The organism is Azospirillum melinis, from assembly GCF_013340935.1.
Classification (GTDB): domain Bacteria; phylum Pseudomonadota; class Alphaproteobacteria; order Azospirillales; family Azospirillaceae; genus Azospirillum; species Azospirillum melinis.
Map to the genome: position 1 here is coordinate 23,242 of NZ_WHOS01000044.1, position 17,811 is coordinate 41,052.

General features: G+C 69.9%; 13 protein-coding genes. 7 read left to right on the top strand and 6 right to left on the bottom strand.

Going from position 1 to position 17,811, the window contains the following annotated elements:
* Positions 1–62 precede the first annotated feature (62 nt).
* The 6 genes from GBZ48_RS25730 to GBZ48_RS25755 are packed head-to-tail and all read left to right on the top strand — an operon-like array spanning position 63 to position 11,328.
* Positions 63–1,679 carry a hypothetical protein gene (locus GBZ48_RS25730; RefSeq protein ID WP_174473623.1) on the top strand — a complete coding sequence of 539 codons (1,617 nt, stop codon included), beginning with the start codon at positions 63–65 and terminating at the stop codon, positions 1,677–1,679.
* Positions 1,680–1,684: 5 nt separating this feature from the next.
* Positions 1,685–2,758 carry a hypothetical protein gene (locus tag GBZ48_RS25735; protein ID WP_174473624.1) on the top strand — a complete coding sequence of 358 codons (1,074 nt, stop codon included), beginning with the start codon at positions 1,685–1,687 and terminating at the stop codon, positions 2,756–2,758.
* Positions 2,759–2,772: 14 nt separating this feature from the next.
* Positions 2,773–8,064, top strand: a complete 5,292-nt coding sequence (locus tag GBZ48_RS25740) for a hypothetical protein (protein WP_174473625.1) — start codon at positions 2,773–2,775, stop codon at positions 8,062–8,064.
* A gap of 57 nt (positions 8,065–8,121) precedes the next feature.
* Positions 8,122–8,400, top strand: a complete 279-nt coding sequence (locus GBZ48_RS25745) for an acyl carrier protein (protein ID WP_174473626.1) — start codon at positions 8,122–8,124, stop codon at positions 8,398–8,400.
* Positions 8,397–9,632 carry a beta-ketoacyl-[acyl-carrier-protein] synthase family protein gene (locus GBZ48_RS25750; protein ID WP_174473627.1) on the top strand — a complete coding sequence of 412 codons (1,236 nt, stop codon included), beginning with the start codon at positions 8,397–8,399 and terminating at the stop codon, positions 9,630–9,632. The genes GBZ48_RS25745 and GBZ48_RS25750 overlap by 4 nt, the downstream gene beginning before the upstream one ends.
* A gap of 7 nt (positions 9,633–9,639) precedes the next feature.
* A complete protein-coding gene (locus GBZ48_RS25755) occupies positions 9,640–11,328 on the top strand; it encodes an AMP-binding protein (RefSeq protein WP_174473628.1) in 1,689 nt (562 codons plus the stop codon).
* Positions 11,329–11,353: 25 nt separating this feature from the next.
* Here the strand turns inward: GBZ48_RS25755 and GBZ48_RS25760 are convergent, their stop codons facing one another.
* The 6 genes from GBZ48_RS25760 to GBZ48_RS25785 form a co-directional block, all read right to left on the bottom strand.
* Positions 11,354–12,109, bottom strand: a complete 756-nt coding sequence (locus GBZ48_RS25760; RefSeq protein ID WP_174473629.1) for an MBL fold metallo-hydrolase — start codon at positions 12,107–12,109, stop codon at positions 11,354–11,356.
* Positions 12,110–12,114: 5 nt separating this feature from the next.
* Positions 12,115–12,948 (bottom strand): ABC transporter permease, encoded by an 834-nt coding sequence (locus tag GBZ48_RS25765; RefSeq protein ID WP_174473630.1) that lies wholly within the window; start codon positions 12,946–12,948, stop codon positions 12,115–12,117.
* Positions 12,945–13,862 carry an ABC transporter permease gene (locus GBZ48_RS25770; RefSeq protein ID WP_246307451.1) on the bottom strand — a complete coding sequence of 306 codons (918 nt, stop codon included), beginning with the start codon at positions 13,860–13,862 and terminating at the stop codon, positions 12,945–12,947. Before GBZ48_RS25770 ends, GBZ48_RS25765 begins: the two co-directional genes overlap by 4 nt.
* Positions 13,852–15,015: an extracellular solute-binding protein gene (locus GBZ48_RS25775; RefSeq protein WP_174473631.1), complete on the bottom strand. Its 1,164-nt coding sequence runs from the start codon at positions 15,013–15,015 to the stop codon at positions 13,852–13,854. Before GBZ48_RS25775 ends, GBZ48_RS25770 begins: the two co-directional genes overlap by 11 nt.
* Positions 15,016–15,065: 50 nt before the next feature.
* A complete protein-coding gene (locus tag GBZ48_RS25780) occupies positions 15,066–16,166 on the bottom strand; it encodes an ABC transporter ATP-binding protein (RefSeq protein WP_174473632.1) in 1,101 nt (366 codons plus the stop codon).
* 176 nt (positions 16,167–16,342) lie between these two features.
* Positions 16,343–17,350, bottom strand: coding sequence for a substrate-binding domain-containing protein (locus GBZ48_RS25785; RefSeq protein WP_174473633.1), 1,008 nt, complete (start codon positions 17,348–17,350; stop codon positions 16,343–16,345).
* Between the two features lie 220 nt (positions 17,351–17,570).
* Between GBZ48_RS25785 and GBZ48_RS25790 the strand changes: the two genes are divergently transcribed.
* The gene (locus GBZ48_RS25790; RefSeq protein ID WP_174473634.1) at positions 17,571–17,777 is read left to right on the top strand and encodes an antitoxin Xre/MbcA/ParS toxin-binding domain-containing protein; all 207 of its coding nucleotides are present in this window, start codon (positions 17,571–17,573) and stop codon (positions 17,775–17,777) included.
* Positions 17,778–17,811: the final 34 nt, after the last annotated feature.

The window sequence follows — 17,811 nt, forward strand, 5'->3', positions numbered from 1 at the left end:
GCCCCCGCCCCGGCGGGGTGGGGGCGATTGGCAGGACAGGTTCGTGAGGAAGGGGATCCCACATGTCGAACGCGATCGCGCTGGCCGGTGACGGCGACGCGCTGCAACCCGGCCAGATCCGGTTCAGCCAGGCGGCCCTGCCGCCGCTGCCCGCCGGGACCTATCGGCTGAGCGCCACCCAGACCGTGGATGGCATCAAGGATCAGGACACGCCCCCCACCTACACGGCGGTGCAGACCCTGCAGATCCAGGGGCCGCGCTTCGCCCTGGCGCCCGGCGACCTGCAATCGGTGATGCCGCCGGCCAACCAGACGGGCTCCTGGGAGAACACGCTGCCCAATGTGGTGCTGCGCCGGCGCACGCTGCCGTGGGAACGCACGCTGGACGGCAGCGTCCCGCCGGCGGACAGCGTTCCGGCGCCGTGGATCGGCCTGCTCACGGTGACCGCCGCCGAGCTGGGCGGCGATGCCGGCGCGGTCGCCGCCCCCTCGCCCGTGCACAGCGGAACGGTGTCCGATCTGGTCCAGCCGACGAACCCGGCGGTGCTGGGACCGCAGCTGTCGGGCGTCTCGCAGGCCGACATGCGGACGGGCCTGCTGCTGCTGGATTTGCCGGTGGCGCTGTTCCAGTCGGTGGCCCCGACGCTGGCCGACCTGTCCTGGCTGGCCCATGTGCGCGAGGTCAACACCGATCACAAGGAGATCCTGGGGCTCGACGAGGATGGCACCTTCTCCATCGTCGTCGGCAACCGGACGCTTCAGCCGGGGGCGGTGAACTACCTGTTCCTGGTCTCGCTGGAGGGGCACCAGGATCATCTGGCCGGCTGTACCATTCCCCCCTCCTACACCACCATCCGCTTCGCATCGCTGGCGTGGTGGAAGGTGCAGGCCGATGTCTCCAAGGGCGACTTCATCGAGATCATGCAGGCGCTGCCCGACAATGGCGGCGTCGATCTGGTGCAGATGCCCCATTTGCCGATCCCGGCTTCCGGCAGCGGGGACGCCGACGACCCGTCCGCCATCGCCGCCATGGGGCTCGGGATGGGCTATGTGCCGCTGACCTACCGCATGCGGGTGGGCGAGCAGGCGACGGCCTGGTATCGCGGCCCGGCCAGCGCGGTGCCGACCAAGGCCGACGGGCTGGGGCCGTTCGTCTTCAGCGATCAGGCGATCCGCTACGACCCGACCACGGCGCTGTTCGACGTGTCGCAGGCCGCCGCCTGGCAGATCGGCCGGCTGCTCGCCCTGTCGGACTCCACCTTCGCCCGCCTGATGTTCCTGTGGCGCAAGGAGTTCCATCAGGCGGTCGCCGCCAATGTGGTGCTCGGGCAGGTCGCGGATGCGCTGCCGGTCACGGCGGAGACGATGCGCGCACTGCCGGCTGCCGGGCCGGGGAGCGGCGGACGCACGCTGGCCCTCTCGCACCAGACCGCCGCCGTCGCGCTGGCCGAAGCGTTCGCCGGGCTGGCGGGGCGGGAGGTGGCGGTTCCCGCCGCCGACGGCGGAAGCCTGTCCGGCATTCCCCGCCGGATCCGCCGTGAGGACCGGCCGCCGGTCGCGGCGGCTCCCGGACTGAGGGCAACCGGCGTGAAAGCTGCCGCAGCCGCCGAGTCCGCGGCGGGCGCCGCCGATCCGCTGGACGCGCTGCTCGACCACGTATTCGGCCCTTCCGCGGAGTGATCGTCATGGATCGTGCCATCAGCAACCGCGCCGCCACCCTGCAGGCGCTCATCGACACCGCGACCGCCCCGGCGCTGGCCGTGCTGCGGTCCGGCCCGGCGCATGCCCGTGTCGCCCTGCCGGCCGCCGTCGCTCCCGCCGCCTCCGGTGCGGCGGCCACGCAGCCCACGGTCGAGCTGCCCGACCCGCCTCCCGCGGTCATCGACTGGCTGGCCCGCGCGGCGCTGCTCTACGGCGTGCCGTTCGAGTACATCACGCCCGACGGGCGGATGCTGCCCAAGGAATCGATCCGCTTCTTCTACGTCGACCTCAACTGGATCCACCGGCTGCTGGAGGGGGCGGTGAGCATCGGGCTGTCGACCAGCGCCGATTCCGTGCAGATGATGGCGACCATCGAACAGCTGGTCGATCAGGCGCTGTCGCACAGCTCGACGGTGCGTCCGTCCTTGCGCGCCAAGGCGACCAGCGGCCACAGCCGCGCCGGTGCCGCGCTGAAGGCCGCCGCGGCCCAATCCAGCGCCGCGGGCGGAACGGCGACCGGCCCGATCACCGGGCTGCTGATCCGCTCGGCCGCCGTCTCTGGCTGGCCGGGGGTGGAGGTCAGCGCCTATGCCGACGATGCCGCCACCCAGAAGCTGCCGCTCCTGCGGCTCGACCGCCTGTCGGACGATGTGCTGATCGCCCTGTTCGACGGGCTGCCGCGGGTGGTGAACTTCCTCCAGCCACCGGAAAGCCTGCATTTCGGCGTCCGCCCGACCACCAGCTTCGCCAGCGGCTACATGAGCTTCCTGCGGGGCCTCGGCTATGGCGGCTATCCCGCCGGCCAGCAGATCCAGGGCCAGCAGGCGGCGGTCGCCATGCGGAGCGGTGCGGCGGCCGGCGTGCTCGACGTCGCCGCCTCGGCCGCCTCGCTTCAGACGGCCATGAAGACGCTGGGCGCGCTGGACAGCGCCGGTACCTTCACCGCCGCCGAGTTCGCCGTGCAGATGGTGCGGGCGGCCGGCATGCAGTCCTTCCAGTGGGGCGTTCCCGCCCCGGCCGAAGCCGCCGCCCCCGCCGTGGGCCGGATCGCGGGTTGATCGGAGCGCAGACCATGACGGATACCCAGTCCAACACCGCCGCCGCGTCCGACACCATCGTCGACCCGCTGTGGCCCGGTCCCTGCCTGTTCGTGCCGATCGGCATCGAATGCCTGCTGGTCGGCGTTCCCAACCAGCAGGGCAGCTGGGCCGACCTCGCCATCGACTACCGCAAGGTTCCGGCGAACGTCGATCCCGAGCCGCAGCCCTTCCAGCTCCGTCCCGCCAACGCCCCGCCCGGCACCGGCGCCCATTTGCAGGCGACCCTGCCGATGGGCTACCGCCAGGGGCAGCAGCAGCCCGACGGCTCGGTCCTGTTCCCGCCGATCCCGAACCGCTGGCTGGTGGCCCGCTCGGTGGTCGCCACACCCGGCGCCGCTCCGGTGTTCACCGTGTGGGTGCTGCAGGGCGATTTCCTGGGCGACATGGCGGAGGGCAGCAACACCTATCCCGACCCCGTCCAGACCGGCAACACCCAGTGGGTCGGCCGCGCCTTCACCTTCGACAATTGGACCAACCCGGCCGGTCCGGCGCAGCCGCTGCTGCGGTCGGTCGGGCCGGGCTCCGTCAGCTGGGTGGTCACCTACGACAACACGCTGAATGTGCTGAGCTTCTACGACAGCCTGTCGGACGTGTCCTCGGGCAACGTCACCTACGCCATGCTCGGCTGGTACAGCCCCTCGGGCTTCGATCCGCTGCTGGGCGTCACCGAGACCGACCCGCAGGGCTTCACCACCCAGGACGAATGGCAGTCGATCCTGAACACGCTGCTGCTCAACGTCCATGGCGAGTCCGGGCTGGCGGCGGCGCAGGCGGTCTGGCAGGCGTGGCAGGCGGCCAATCCGATCAGCGGGGGTGCCACCATCCCGGCGATCCAGATGCAGCTCGCCAGCCAGACGCTGTGCCACGGCATGGTGTTCGGCATGTCGTGGAACGGACCGCAGCAGAGCTATCCGCGCGACCCGGTGCTGAACGGCCAGAATCCGGTGTCGGTCGCCGTCGGCGGCACCGGCGTCGAGGCGATCGCCGCCTGGATGGCCACCATCCTGAAGCAGCCCGATCTGGAGGATTTGATCCTCGCCGTGCAGCAGGATCTGGTGTTCGACTATCTCCAGCAGCCGTCGGTGTTCGCCACCCGGACGCTGGAGGCGCGCTTCGCCAAGGCCGACGGCGGCACCGTCTGGCTGGTGGCGCGGCCCGACTACGATCCCTCCGACCGCGGCCGGACCCTGCAGACGGTGGACCTGTCGCCCGCCCAGACCCAGGCGCTGACCGCTCTCAACGACGATCAGGCGGCGCTCGATGCAACCAGCCAGCTGATCGCCTCGAATGTCTGGCAGCTCTTCGCGCTGGTCTACAAGCTCCAGCAGCTCGGCCCCTTCTCGCCCGATACCCAGACGGTCCAGGACGCCATCGACGCCGTCATGGCCACCCTGACGACGCTCGACGCCCAGCGCACCGCCCAGGCCGCCGCCGTCGACACCGACAAGACGGCGCTGACGGGCCTGCTCGGCAGCGAATTCGTGCTGACCAGCAACGGGAACACGCGGTTCCACGCCCCGGCGGCGACGACGGTCATGGTGGCCGGCGCCCAGCAGGACACCCGCCTGCTGCCCCCCGGAACCGACGGCGGCCCCGAGGACAGCCTGTTCAGCCGCTTCACCGGCCAGACGGTGTCGGCGCTGACGGTGATCGAACCGGTCGGCGGCACCACCCAGACCATCGATGCCGGCGACCTGACCAGCCGCGTCCCCACCCTGCCGCCGGCCAATTCCGGCGTGCCGAAGGAGATGACCGACTATCTGGTCGAGGTGATGCTGTTCGACACCTCCAACGCGCGCTTCCTGGCCGCCATCGCCTATCAGAAGGCCGGGGTCACGCCGACATCCGCGCAGCTGGACACGCTGGCCAGGACCATCGCCGCCCAGCAGACGGCGCCGTGGAACGCCACCCCCGCCACCCCCTACAACGAGGAGACGGTGGGGGCCGCCGTCGGCTTCACCGGCGTCGTGCCGCTGAAGCGGTCGGTGCTGCCCTGGTCGCCGCCCTGGACGCCGCTCTACATCGACTGGCAGGTCACCTGGTATCCGGCCGCGGACGCCGCCGCCGGCATGCTCGACGGCTGGACGCTGGAGGGGTTCGACTACAGCTGGACAGGCACCGCCATCGGAACCGCGAGCGAGACCATCAGCGGCCGGTCGCTGGTGGGCACCCAGATCGCCGCCGGGCTGGCGGAGAAGCTGAACGATCTGGTCACGCTCAATCCCAATTTCGACGAGCTGCCGCAGTACCAGCAGGACGCCCTGACCCAGGCCGCCGCCGACATCGCCGAGTATGACATCGTCACCGAGGCGCTGAGCGGCTTCGGCGGGTTCATGCTGATGCAGCAGGGCCAGATGACGGAGCTGACCAGCGACGATCCGGCCATCGAGAGCTGGCTGGAACTGGCGCCGTCCATCGTGCCGCTGCCGGGCAGCGGGACCGACGGCAGCGCGCCGGGCTTCTATCCGGTGCGGTCCGGCCATTACGTCATCAACCAGCTCTGGGTGGTGGACGCCTTCGGACAGATCCTGCGCACCACCAATGCCGGCGAGGACGTGCTGCCGATCCGCTCCAAGAGCGTCACCACCCCCGACGCCGGCGGCCAGGACAACAAGCGCTTCGTCCAGGTGGCGCCGCGCATCCAGCAGCCGGCCCGCGTGGCGCTCAATCTGCTGGACGCCGAGGACGACGCGATCCCCACCAACTCGTCCAACCTGACCAGCCCGGTCGCCGGCTGGCTGCTGCCCAACCATCTGGACAACAGCGTGCAGGTGTTCGCCGCCGACGGGACGCCGCTGGGCGAGATCCTGCCAGTGGAGACCGACAACGGCCGCGGCATCCGCTGGGATCCGGCGCCGGGGCTGAACCTGCCGCTGGGCTCGCCGCCGGCCATTGGCAACGCCCATCTTCTCGGCTTCGTGCAAGGGCTGCTGGCCCAGGGGCCGGTCTCCGGCGATCAGGCGTTGCAGGATCTGCTGGACGTCATCGACGTCACGCTGTGGCGCACCACGGCGACGCCGCAGCCGGACGGCGACAATCTCGCGGTGCTGATCGGTCAGCCGGTGGCGGTGGTGCGGGCGGACATCGCGCTTCATCTCGACGGCGACCCGGCCTACGACCAGTCCTGGGCGGCCACCGGCAAGAACGACGACGGCGGCGTCACCGCCATGCCCTTCCCCGTCTATGTCGGCGACATCGCCTATGACGGCAACGGCGCGCTCGGCTTCTTCCTCGACGACGATTACTCGCTGCTGAATCCGCTGCGCGGCTTCGACACCGCCTTCGGCACCGTGCGCCGCGCCCTGTCCTCGCGGACCGGCAACCCGCGCAGCAACCTCGGCAGGGCGATGGCGCGGCTGCCGACCCTGCTGGCGGCGGACAGCCCGGCCACGACCTCGGGCTATCTGAACCCCGACCCGTCCTTCACCCTGCTGCCCGACGGGCCGGTCCACCGGCTGACGGTGCTGATGGACCCGCGCGGGTCCATCCCCGCCGTCTCGGGCATCCTGCCGGTGGAGACGGTCTCGCTGCCGCCGGGGGTCGTTTCGGCGATGAACACCCTGCTGGCGACCTTCCGCGTCGGCCCACTGCTGATCGACCCGCGCGAGGTGCAGATGCCGCTGCCCGGCAACGTCTCCGGCACCTGGTCGTGGATCGCCAGGACCGGCGTCACCGTGTGGGAGACCGTCGCGAACCTGAAGAGCAGCCAGCCCCAGGCGCTTCTGCCGACGGCCATACCGGCGGCGCGCGAAGGCTGGCTGGGGCTGGTTCCCACCCCGTCCAGCGGCCAGTCCGGCGGCTCGCTCAAGACGACCCGGGCCGTCGCCGACCAGAAACTCGCCCACATGCAGTTCCACGAGAGGTACAAAGCCATGGCAGCGGCCCCCACAGCGACCACGCCGCCCTATTACCAATACCGGTTCGACCCCAACAGCCTGATCATCGGCGCGACGACCGCGCCGACGCTGACCGTCACCAACCCCAACGCGACGACCGCGCTGACGGGCACCCAGACCATCTTCGTCAAGATCCCGGTGGGCACCGGCGCCGACGCCATCGCCACCAGCCTGGGCGGGGTTTCGGTGACCACCAGCACCCCGACGTGGCTGGCCCTGCCCTTCTTCAGCACCAACCCGCCCTACATCAAGCTGACCGGCCCGGCCCTGGCGGCGGGGGCCAGCCTGTCAGTCTACTTCAACAATCTGGTGGTCAACGATGCGGTCGGCACCGCCGCCTTCCCGATCCAGGAGAGCTTCACCGGCGGCGGCACCACCGCCGTCACCATCGTCAAGACCAACCAGCCGCTGGCGATCCAGCAATTCTACGCCAACCCCATCACCGTCGCGCAGGGACAGTCGACGACGCTGAACTGGACGGTCTCGGGCGGCAGCTACGTGCTGATCCAGCCCGGCAACATCAAGCGCCCGGTGCAGGGCAGCAGCTTCACCGACAGTCTGCAGATGCCGGTGTCGCAGGCACAGACGATCTACACGCTCCAGCTCTACACCGACGACCGCCAGTTCAAGCAGGCCGTCACCACCGCCTATCTCGGACCGGTCAGCGCCACGCTGTCCTGCGATCCGAGCGGCCCGATCGACACCGACGCCAGCGCGGTGTTGAGCTGGAGCAGCACCTACGCCGTCACCCCGCTCTATCTGTCCACCCCCAGCGGCGCGCAGCGCGTCGGCGCCCAGGGGCAGCAGCCCGTGGTTCCCGGCAGCTACCTGACCGGCAACCAGTCCAGCGTGACCTTCTCGTTGCAGGCGCTGGGCTATCAGGGGCCGGTCAACAAAACGGCGACGGTCACCTTCAATCCGGTGCGGATCCGCTGGTTCCGCTACACCGACTCCACCCTGACCCAGGTCAGCTACGATGTGGTCAATCCGTCTCCGGGATCGCCGACCGTGAGCAGCAGCGGCCAGGACTACACGCTGACCGCCTATGGTCCGGGTGCGGGAAGCGGGCCGCTGGTCGCCCATCTCGGTCCGGGGCCGTATCTCCAGGTCCAGCTCCTCAGCGCGACGCCGAGCCCGGCCACCCCCGGCGCCACCGTGACGGTCAGCTACCAGACATTGAACGCAACGTCGGCAACCCTGGCGGTCGGCAACCAAGCCGCGATATCTGTTCCGCTCGACACGACAAAACAGACGGGACAAACAACCATTACAGCGCCGTCGGCCTCGACTGTGCTAACATTGACCATCTCCGGTAACGGACAGGCGCCGGTCTCCAGCGAGCTGGACCTGCCGGTCACCACCGGCTGACCCGGCCCGCGCCGCCGCCGTCCCGATACCCGATCGACCTCAACCGAAGGAACGCCGATGCCCGACTCCACCCCCTTCGCCGACAGCCCGGTCTGGGGCGGTATCAAGGACTGTATCGTCAAGGTCGTGCCCAGCCTGCGCGAGACCGAGTTCACTCCCGACACCCGTTTCGACCGGCTGGGGCTGGCGTCGATCCAGGTCATCACCATCACTTTCGAGATCGAGGAGCTGTTCGGCGTCGGCATCGTCGATGAGGGGCTGGACGTCTTCGAGACCTGCGGCGAACTGGAGGTGCTGGTCCGGCGTCTGGCCGCCGCCAGAGAGGTGACGGCATGACAGGCGGTCGGTACCGCCGCCCCGACGGCTCGCACCGGGTGGTGGTGACCGGTGTGGGCGCCGTCACCGGCTTCGGCGTCGGCCTTCCCGCCTTCTGGCAGGGCGTGACCGAGGCGCGCACGGCCATCCAGCCCACCCGCCGGACCTTCGAGGGAATGGAGGTCATCCGCCCGGCTGCGACCGTCGCCGGCTACCGGCCGCTGGATCATTTCAGCGAGGCGCAGCTGCTGACCTGCGAACCCTTCGTGCAATATGCGCTGCTGGCCGCGAACGAGGCCATCGCCGCCGCCGGCCTGACCTCCGCCGACCTGACCGATGCGGCCATCGTGCTCGGCTGCGGCGGCGGCGGCGAGATCTCGCGCGAAGAGACGGCCATCCACCTGTTCGCCAACCGGCGGCCGCGCGCCCATCCGACCACGGTGCCGCGCACCAACCATCAGGCCGCCTGCGGCATGATCGCCATCGAGCACGAAATCCTCGGGCCGTCCTTCGTCATCGCCACCGGCTGCGCTTCCGGGTCGCACGCCATCTCGCAGGCGGCGATGATGGTGCGTCACGGCTATGCCGAACGCGCGCTGACCGGCGGGACCGAGGCCAACGTCATCTATGCGGTGATGCGCGCCTTCGATGCGGCCCGGACCATCGCCTCCGACACCTGCCGTCCCTTCTCCTCCGGCCGCTCCGGGCTGGCGCTGGGCGAAGGCTCCGGCATCCTGGTCATCGAGACGATGGAGTCCGCCGACAGGCGCGGCGCCCCGGTGCTGGCGGAGATCGCCGGCTTCGGCATGTCGAGCGACGCCACCGACACCGTGCAGCCGACGATCCGTGGCCCGGTCCGGGCCGTGATGCAGGCCCTGGCCGACGCCGGGCTCAACACCGATGAGATCGGCTATCTCAATGCCCACGGCACCGGGACACCGCTGAACGACCGGGTCGAAACGGCGGTGGCCCATGCGGTGTTCGGTCCCCATGCGGCGCGGCTGATGATGTCCTCCACCAAATCGCAGATCGGCCACACCTTCGGCGCCGCCGGTGCGCTGGAGCTGATCGCCACCATCCTCGGCCTCACCCGCGGCGTGGCGCCGCCGACCGTCAATTACCAGGGCGCCGACCCCGACTGCGACATCGACTGCGTTCCGAACGAGGCGCGCGCCCATCGCTTCGGCGCCGCCGTCTCGCAGTCCTTCGCCTTCGGCGGCGTCAACGCGGCCATCGCCGTGCGGGCGGTGTGAGGCGGCGATGGCGGGGCTTCTGAACTGGCTCGACCATGGCGGGGCCGCAGGCGACCCGCTGTGGCATTTTCCCGCCGAAGGGATCGACCGGCGGCTTTCAGAGCTGCGGACCCAGTCCGGCGCCATCGCCGCCGGGCTGGCGGCCCGCGGCATCCGGCCGGGCGACCGCGTGGTGATGCTGCTCGACACCGGTTCAGCCGCGGTCTCCCTGCTGCTGGCGCTGTGGCAGCTGCAAGCCGTACCGGTGCCGCTGCGGCCCTGGTCGGGAACGGCTTCGGAGACGGCTTCAGGTGCGGCCGGCGGCACCGACCGGGCGGGCGGCTTCCTGCGTTTCCTGCTGGAGGTGACGCGGCGAAGTGATGCGCGGCTGGTGGTGACCGACCGTCCCGCTGTTGTTCCGCAGTTGGAACCGCTGCTGACCACGGTGGAGGCGCTGGAGGCGCCGCTTGAGCGGTTGCCGGCGACGATTGGCGATTGCAGGGCCGACGGGCTGGCGCTGATCCAGTTCAGTTCGGGCAGCACCGGACAGCCCAAGGGCGTGATGGTCACCCACGCCATGGTGATGGCGCAGCTCCGCCAGCTTGCCGACAATTATGCGGCTGCCGGCAGCGGCCGGTCGCCGCGGTCCATTGCGTCCTGGCTGCCCTTCTATCACGACATGGGGCTGTTCATCGGCATTCTGCTGCCGCTGTTCACCGGCGCCGATGCCATGGTCGCACCCCCCGCCTGGTACATGCGCAATCCGGCGCGCTGGTTCGCCGCGATGGCCGCGCGGGGCAGCGATCTGACGTTCTCCACCAGTTCGGTGCTGGCGGCGACGCTGCGCGGGGTGCGCCGCCTGCATGGCCGCGGCTGCGACCTGTCGGCGCTGATCCTCTATGTCGCCGCCGAGAAGATCAGCCCGGCGGTGCTGGACGAGGCGGCGGCGGTCCTGGCGCCGCTGGGGATGCCGCCATCGCAGCTGCGCGCCGGCTATGGCATGGCGGAATACACGCTGGGCTGCACCCACAGCCGTGATCCGGGGCTTCGCCGGCTGCGCGTGCGCATCGCTCCGGGAGGCCGGGTGCTGACCGGCGACGACGGCGGTGGTGGTGACGGTGACGGTGAAGCGCTGGAACTCGTCTCGGTCGGCCGGCCCAACGATTCCTGCGACCTCGTCGTGCGCGACGAGGCCGGCCATCCGCTCGGCGAGCTGAGGCTGGGCGAGATCACGGTCGCCGGGCCCTGCCTCACCCCCGGCTACTGGCGGGACGAGGCGATGACGCAGCGGGCGCTCGGCCGGGGATGGATGCGCTCCGGCGATCTGGGGTTCCTGCACGATGGCGAGCTGTTCTTCGTCGCCCGCAAGGACGAGATGCTGGTGGTGGGCGGCCGCAACGTCATCCCCGCCGATGTCGAGCTGGAGGTCGAATCGCTGCCCTTCGTCGGCCCCGGACGCGCGGTGCTGTTCGGTGCCGACGAGCCCGGCGGACCGCGTCAGGTGCTGCTGGTCGAGGGAAACGCCGCATCGCCGCCGCCGGTCGTCAGTGGACGGCTGACGGCGATCCGGCGCTGCATCCTCGACGGCTTCGGCTTCGTGCCGACCGACATCGCCGTCGTGCCCAAGGGAACCATCGAGAAGACCTCCAGCGGCAAGAAGCGCACCGCGGTCATCCGCCGCCGCTGGCAGGCCGGAGCGATTCCGCAGCTGGCCTGACCCGGCTTTGCTGCGGAAAGCCGGGTCAGGCTGTGGGTGCCTGGGCCTGGAGGACGATCCGCTCCCCCGGCTGGGCGAGACTCATGCGTGTGTCGGCAGCGCAGGCGGCGGCCAGCCGGTCCCGTTCGCCCATGCGGACATGGTAGAGGCGCATCGCGCGGACGCCGAGCCGCTCGGGGAAATCGGACAGCTGGCTGAAGGCAGCGTGGAAGGGTTGGAGCGGGTCCGGCTCCACCGTCAGGCACTCGTGGAACAGCAGGTCGGCACCGCGGAAGAGATCTTCCGACTCCGCTGTGGCGCGGCCGTCGCCGGAATGGGCGAAGGCGACGCCGTCCGCCTCCAGCCGGATTGCGCGGTTGGGCATGGAATGGCGGGTGAGGGCGGTGCGCAGGCGGAAGGGGCCGAGCGTGCCGTCTTCCGGGGTTTCGATCCAGCGCAGCGGAAAGGAGAGCGACCGTTCGGGATCGGTGGCGCCGGCCTGGAACAGCAGGGCCAGCTGCTTCCACCCGCCGACGGTGGTGACGATGTCCAGCGGCTTGCTGCGGCGGTCGTCGGTCCAGCGGATCAGCGTCGGCACCAGTCCGAAGCAATGGTCGGGGTGATGGTGGGTGAAATAGAGCGCGTCGATGGCATCGGGGTCCGGCACCTCGCGCCACAGGACGGGCGGCACGGAATGGCCGCAGTCGATCATCAGGCGGAAGCCGTTGGCGGCGACGATCAGCGAGGAATTGGCGAAGGAGGGGTCGGCCGCTTCGCCGACGCCCAGAACCTGGATGTCCATGAGGGTCAATGTCCGACTTTGGCCAGCACGTCGGCCTTGAGGAAACGTTCGATCACCAGCATGAAGCCCACCGAGGGAACCAGCAGGATCAGGGCGGTGATGGCGGCGATCTGGAAATTGCCGCCCATGCCGGCGTTGAACATGAGCAGCGGCAGGGTGGAGATGTCGGGCACCCCGACGAAATAGGTGCCGGTGAACTCGTCCAGCGATTCCAGGAAGACGAAGATGGAGCTTGCCATCACCCCCGGCGCCGCCAGCGGCAGGGTGATGCCGAAGAAGGTGCGCAAGGGGCCGGCGCCCATGTCGCGCGCCGCCTCCTCCAGCGAGCGGTCGACGGCGGCGAAGGCGGCGGCGGTGATCCAGACCGAGAAGACCAGCCCATGGACGGTGTGGACGAGAACCACGCCTGCCACCGTGCCGTTCAGGCCCAGCGTGTAGAAGATGCGCGCCACGTTGATATAGACGGCGACGCTGGGAAAGGCCTGCGGCAGCAGGAAGGCCAGCAGGATTGCGCCCCGCCAGGGCAGCCGCAGCCGGGCCAGCGCATAGCCGGCGGGAACCGACACGGCGAGGCAGGCCGCCACCGTCAGCAATGCGATGGTGACGCTGGTTCCCAGCGACGCCATGGCGTTGGAGCGCGGGGCGAACACCCGCTCCCAGAAGGAGAAGCCGTATTGCAGGGGCAGGGTGTGGGGGAAGTACCATTTCTCCGCCACCGCCCACAGGCCGAGATTGGTCAGCGGCCCGAAGATGACGAAGGCCAGCAGCCCGAGGGCCAGTCCGCGCGGAATCCAGGCGAATATTTGGGCGAGCGCCCGTGTCGGGATGAGGGCGGTCATCGTGCACCGCCCTGGCGCACGCCGTGACGCAGGTAGAACCAGCCGACCAGACCGGCCATGGCGTAGGACACGAAGCCCAGCGCATTGGCGACGCCGTAGTCGCCGTGGGCGTTGATGCGGTAGGCCATGTCCACCGTGATCATCGTCGGGCTGTTGGGATTGATCATCATCGGCACCGACATCACCGACAGCATGGTCACGAAGCTGAGGATCAGTCCGACGACCAGCGTCGGCCGGACCTGGGGAACGACGATTTCGGCCAGGATGCGCAGCCGCCCGGCGCCGAGATCGCGCGCCGCCTCGATGGTCGAGCGGTCGAGCGAGGCCATGGCGCCCGCCACCATCAGTGCGACGAAGGGCGTCTGCTTCCAGACGAAGGTCACCACCACGCCGCGCCAGTCGAGCAGGCTCGCCGCCTGCAACGGCTCGATGACGCCGCCGCCGATCAGCAGGTTGTTCATCAACCCGTTCTTGGCGAGGAAGGAGCGCATCATCTGGGCGGCGACGATGAAGGGGATGAACAGCGGCCAGCGGTAGAGCCAGCGCAGCAGGGTGACCGCAACCCGGTTCTCGCCGAGGGTCAGATAGCCGCCGATGGCCACCGACAGCACGGCCACCAGCGCCGAGGACAGCAGCACGATGGCCAGCGTGAAGGCCATGTCGAGGCTGTACAGCTCGAACGCCTTCACGACGTTCGCCAGCGTCCAGCCGCCGTCGCGGCCCTGGAAGGCGCTGACCGCCGACAGGCCGAGCGGGTACAGAAAGAACAGCGCCACCATCGCCAGCGCCGGCAGGACCAGAAGCACGCCCCACAGCCAGTCGGGACCAGTCCTGGCGGCGGGCAGGGCGGGGGCGCCGTCTCCCCCGCGCGAGCGGGGGAGGGCAGCGGGACGGCCGGCGGCCTCAGTTGGCAACGGTGCGCTCATAGGCTTCCATGATGTCGGTGAAATAGCCCGACAGCGGGAAGGGCTTGCCCTTGCTCGCCAGCTCGTCCGGCTTCACGTCGGTGAACAGCTTGGCCCAGGTCTGCGCGTCCAGCTTCGGCTGCACGTAGGTGGCGTCGATGCCCGGATACCAGTTGAAGCGCTTGACGATGCCGTCGGCCTGCACCTCGGGGCTGGTCGCCAGTTCGATGAATTTGCGGGCGGCCTCCTGGTTGGCGGCCTTGGCCGGGACGGCGTAGTACATCGGCTGGCCGGGCATGCCCGGACCGATCAGCTGGAGCTTCATCGCCGGGTTGAGGCGGCCGTCGGCCTGCCAGCTGTAGAACATGTCGACCCACACCGGCCCCATGGCGATCTCGCCGCGGTTCAGCATGTCGAGCGTGCCGGCATTGCCGGGGGTCAGCGTGACGCTTTTGTTGAACTCCTTCAACCCGGACAGCGCCTTCTCGATCGCCGGCTTCATCGCGGCGTCGTAGGGGCCTTTCTCCAGCCTTGTGGCATCGCCGATGTTGGCGGCGGCCCAGCCGGTGACGAAGCCGACGCCCGACATGCCCCCCTTGATGCCGTTGTAGCCGAAGGATTTCGGGTTGGCCTTCACCCACTCCGCCAGCTCGGCGTAGGTCTTCGGCGGCGCCTTCACCAGCTCGGGGTTGTAGGCCAGCGCGATCTGGCTGTGGAACATCGGCAGGACATAGCCGGTGACGTCGGTGCCGAGCGCGTTGCGGGCGCTGTCGCGGCTGGCGAGCGTGCCGGTCTTCACGTCGCCGACATAGGCCGAGAGCATCTTCTCCTGCACCATCTGGCCGGCCATCTTCTGGTGGATGACGGCGACGTCGACATCCCACTTGGCGGCACCGGCGGCGGCCTCGGCGCTCAGCTTCTCGTAGATCTTCTGCGATCCGCCGTCGCCCGGCCCGGTGCCGGCGGCGCGCACCTTGACGCCCGGATTCTGCGCCTCGAACTTCGGCGCCAGATACTCGTTGACGTAATCGACCATGTTCTGGTCACCGGCGGTGAGCACGGTCAGCACCGTCTCGGCCTTCAGCGGTGCGGCGGAAAGACCGGCGGCGAGCGCCAGACCGGCGGCACCGGCGAGCAGCGTCCTCAGCTTCACGAGCGTCATGGAAAAATCCCCCTTCTTTCCCGATGGTGGACCGGATGGTTGTGATCGCCTCAGGCCGTTCCCGCCGCCTCCCGGCGGAGCGGGAAGCAATGCAGGGCCGAAGGCGGGATGACGATGGCGACGGCGTCGCCGACCGTGCGGCGGTCGTCGTCGTCGACCAGGAAGACCGCGCCGCCGACCGCGACGCCGTAGCGCCAGCGGCCGCCGGGATAGGCTGCCTGCGTGATGCGGCCGCGCAGGACCAGCGCGTCGGGCGGAACCTGTCCGGCCGCTGCCAGCCTTACGGACTCAGTGCGGAAATGCGCGGCGACCGGGCCGCTGCCCGGCATCTCGACCCGTGCGCCCTCTTCGCCGAGCGGCAGGCTGACGGCGTCGTGGTCCGGGCCGGCGGCGATCTCCAGCGTCCGCTCCGTCCGGGTCGCCTGCAAGGGCACCACATTGTCCGCGCCGAGGAAGCTGGCGACGAAGGCGCTGGCCGGACGGCGGTAGATTTCTTCCGGCGTGCCGATCTGGGCGATGCTGCCGGCGTTCAGGATGACGATGCGGTCGGCCATCACCATGGCCTCTTCGCGGTCATGCGTCACATGGACCGCGGTGATGCCGAGCCGCTGTTGCAGCGCGCGAATCTCGTAGCGCAGTTCGAGCCGGATGCGGGCGTCCAGGTTGGACAGCGGCTCGTCCAGCAGCAGGATGTCGGGATTGACCGCCAGCGCCCGGCCGAGCGCCACGCGCTGGCGCTGGCCGCCCGACAGCTGGGTGACGTTGCGGTCGGCCAGCCCGTCGAGCTTCAGCAGCCGCAGCATCTCGGCCACCCGCTCGGCGATGCGCGGGCGCGGCCAGCGGCGCAGCTTCAGGCCGTAGCCGATGTTCTGGGCGGTGGTCATGTGCGGCCACAGCGCATAGGACTGGAAGACCATCGCGGTGTCGCGGCGCTCCGGCGGGGCATTGGTCACGTCGCGCCCGGCGATGGCGATGCGCCCGCCGTCCACCGGCACGAAGCCCGACACCGCCCGCAGCAGCGTGGTCTTGCCGCAGCCCGACGAGCCCAGCAGCGCCACGAACTCCCCAGGGCGGACATGGAGGCTGACACCGTTCAGCACGCGCGAGCCGCCATAGGCGACGGTCAGATTCTCGACATGCAATTCCGCCATCGCCGCAGACTTCCCGCATTTCCCGAAGTGGCCAGCGCCGTTGCATGCGTATGCAAAGCCGCTGACGCAGGGTTTAGGCGGGAAGCGTGAAGCCAGAATGATGGAATTGTGATGCTTTGGTGAATGCGGCTCTGCCGCTTGGGGTGAATGCGGCTCTGCCGCGCGTCAAAGGGGCGTCAAAGGCGTGCCGATCCCCGCCTGACCAGCACCGGTGCCGGCCGGTTCAGGACCGGCGGGGCATCGGGGTCCGCCAGCCGGCGTTCCAGCATGTCGAGCAGGGTCGCCACGATGTCCTCGACCGGATTGCGGATGGTGGTCAGGGAGAAGCTCGGCCAGCCGGCCATCGGCACATCGTCGAAGCCGACGATGGACAGCTCGTCCGGCACCCGTAGGCCGAGGGCGGTGCGGGCGGCGTCGAGCGCGCCGAAGGCCATGGCGTCGTTGCCGCAGAACAGGGCGTCCGGACGGTCGGGACCGGCCAGCAGCCGCAACGCCTCGCGATGGCCGCTGTCGTAGCTGTAGTCGCCCTCTCCCACGGCGGCCAGCGGCATGCCAAGCTCCGCCAAGGCCGCGCGGAAGGCGCTGCCGCGTTCCTGTTCGGAAAAGGCGGTGGGGCGTCCGCCGAGATAGGCGATGCGGCGGTGGCCGGCCGCGACCAGAGCCTGCGCCACCAGACGGGCGCCGAGCGGATTGTCGCAGCAGATGCTGTCCACCCCGTCCGCCTCCACCGCCCGGCCGTAGAGAAGCAAGGGGACGCCGAGCGCCATCAGGCCGCGGATCGCCGCCGGAGACACGCTGCCGGCCGTCACCACCACCGCATCCACCTGATAGTCGAGCGCGGCCATCGCCGTGCCGTCCAGCGCATCCGCCGGATCGCCGCGCACCAGCAGCGGCTGTTTGCCGCGCGAGGCCAGGCCGCGGGTGAGCGTTTCGAACAGATAGGGCTGGAACGGCCCGTCCAGATCGCCCATGACGACGCCGATCAGGTTGGTGCGCCGGGTCGTCAGGCTGCGCGCGATGGCGTTCGGACGGTAGGACAGCCGCCGTGCCGCCTCCAGCACGCGGCTGCGCGTTTCCGCCGAAACGCTGGCCCCTTCGGTAAAGCACCGTGACACGGCGGACTGCGATACCCCCGCCAGCCGCGCCACATCCACTGCGGTCGCCCGCCTCCGCTCCCCCGTCACTGTTCCTCCGGCCGCTCGGTCGCGGGGCGAGTGTAAGGGCTTCGCGGCCGGGGTGCCAGACCGCCTTTGCCCAAGCCGCCGACACTGGGGACATGGACATGATCGGCGACAGGTCTTTGACAGCTGCGGTCTTTACCATGGTGTCCGGCACGATGTCCGTGGGCCGGATGCACCGGCGAACGATCCGGCAGTCGGCCTTTTCCGAAGTCGAGGTGGTCTTATGATTGGGGTCAATGCCATGGTGGATGGCGGTCTGGTATTCGATCGGGCCGTCGAGGTTCTCGGCACGGCCGAGCGCGCGACGGAGTGGATGGGCTGCAAGGAAAGCCTGCTCGGGGCCAAGCCCGGCGAACTGGTGGAGACCGGCGACGGGACGGCGCGGGTGCTGCATTGCCTGCGCAGGATCGAACTGGGCCAGCCTGTCTGAAGCGGCGCCGGGCACCGGTGGTCCGCGCCTTTTG

What these genes read in the sequence shown, in the direction of transcription:
- GBZ48_RS25730 (WP_174473623.1), top strand. Translation starts at nt 63, where the DNA reads ATGTCGAACGCGATCGCGCTGGCCGGTGACGGCGACGCGCTGCAACCC.
- GBZ48_RS25735 (WP_174473624.1), top strand. Translation starts at nt 1,685, where the DNA reads ATGGATCGTGCCATCAGCAACCGCGCCGCCACCCTGCAGGCGCTCATC.
- GBZ48_RS25740 (WP_174473625.1), top strand. Translation starts at nt 2,773, where the DNA reads ATGACGGATACCCAGTCCAACACCGCCGCCGCGTCCGACACCATCGTC.
- GBZ48_RS25745 (WP_174473626.1), top strand. Translation starts at nt 8,122, where the DNA reads ATGCCCGACTCCACCCCCTTCGCCGACAGCCCGGTCTGGGGCGGTATC.
- GBZ48_RS25750 (WP_174473627.1), top strand. Translation starts at nt 8,397, where the DNA reads ATGACAGGCGGTCGGTACCGCCGCCCCGACGGCTCGCACCGGGTGGTG.
- GBZ48_RS25755 (WP_174473628.1), top strand. Translation starts at nt 9,640, where the DNA reads ATGGCGGGGCTTCTGAACTGGCTCGACCATGGCGGGGCCGCAGGCGAC.
- GBZ48_RS25760 (WP_174473629.1), bottom strand. Translation starts at nt 12,109, where the DNA reads ATGGACATCCAGGTTCTGGGCGTCGGCGAAGCGGCCGACCCCTCCTTC.
- GBZ48_RS25765 (WP_174473630.1), bottom strand. Translation starts at nt 12,948, where the DNA reads ATGACCGCCCTCATCCCGACACGGGCGCTCGCCCAAATATTCGCCTGG.
- GBZ48_RS25775 (WP_174473631.1), bottom strand. Translation starts at nt 15,015, where the DNA reads ATGACGCTCGTGAAGCTGAGGACGCTGCTCGCCGGTGCCGCCGGTCTG.
- GBZ48_RS25780 (WP_174473632.1), bottom strand. Translation starts at nt 16,166, where the DNA reads ATGGCGGAATTGCATGTCGAGAATCTGACCGTCGCCTATGGCGGCTCG.
- GBZ48_RS25790 (WP_174473634.1), top strand. Translation starts at nt 17,571, where the DNA reads ATGATTGGGGTCAATGCCATGGTGGATGGCGGTCTGGTATTCGATCGG.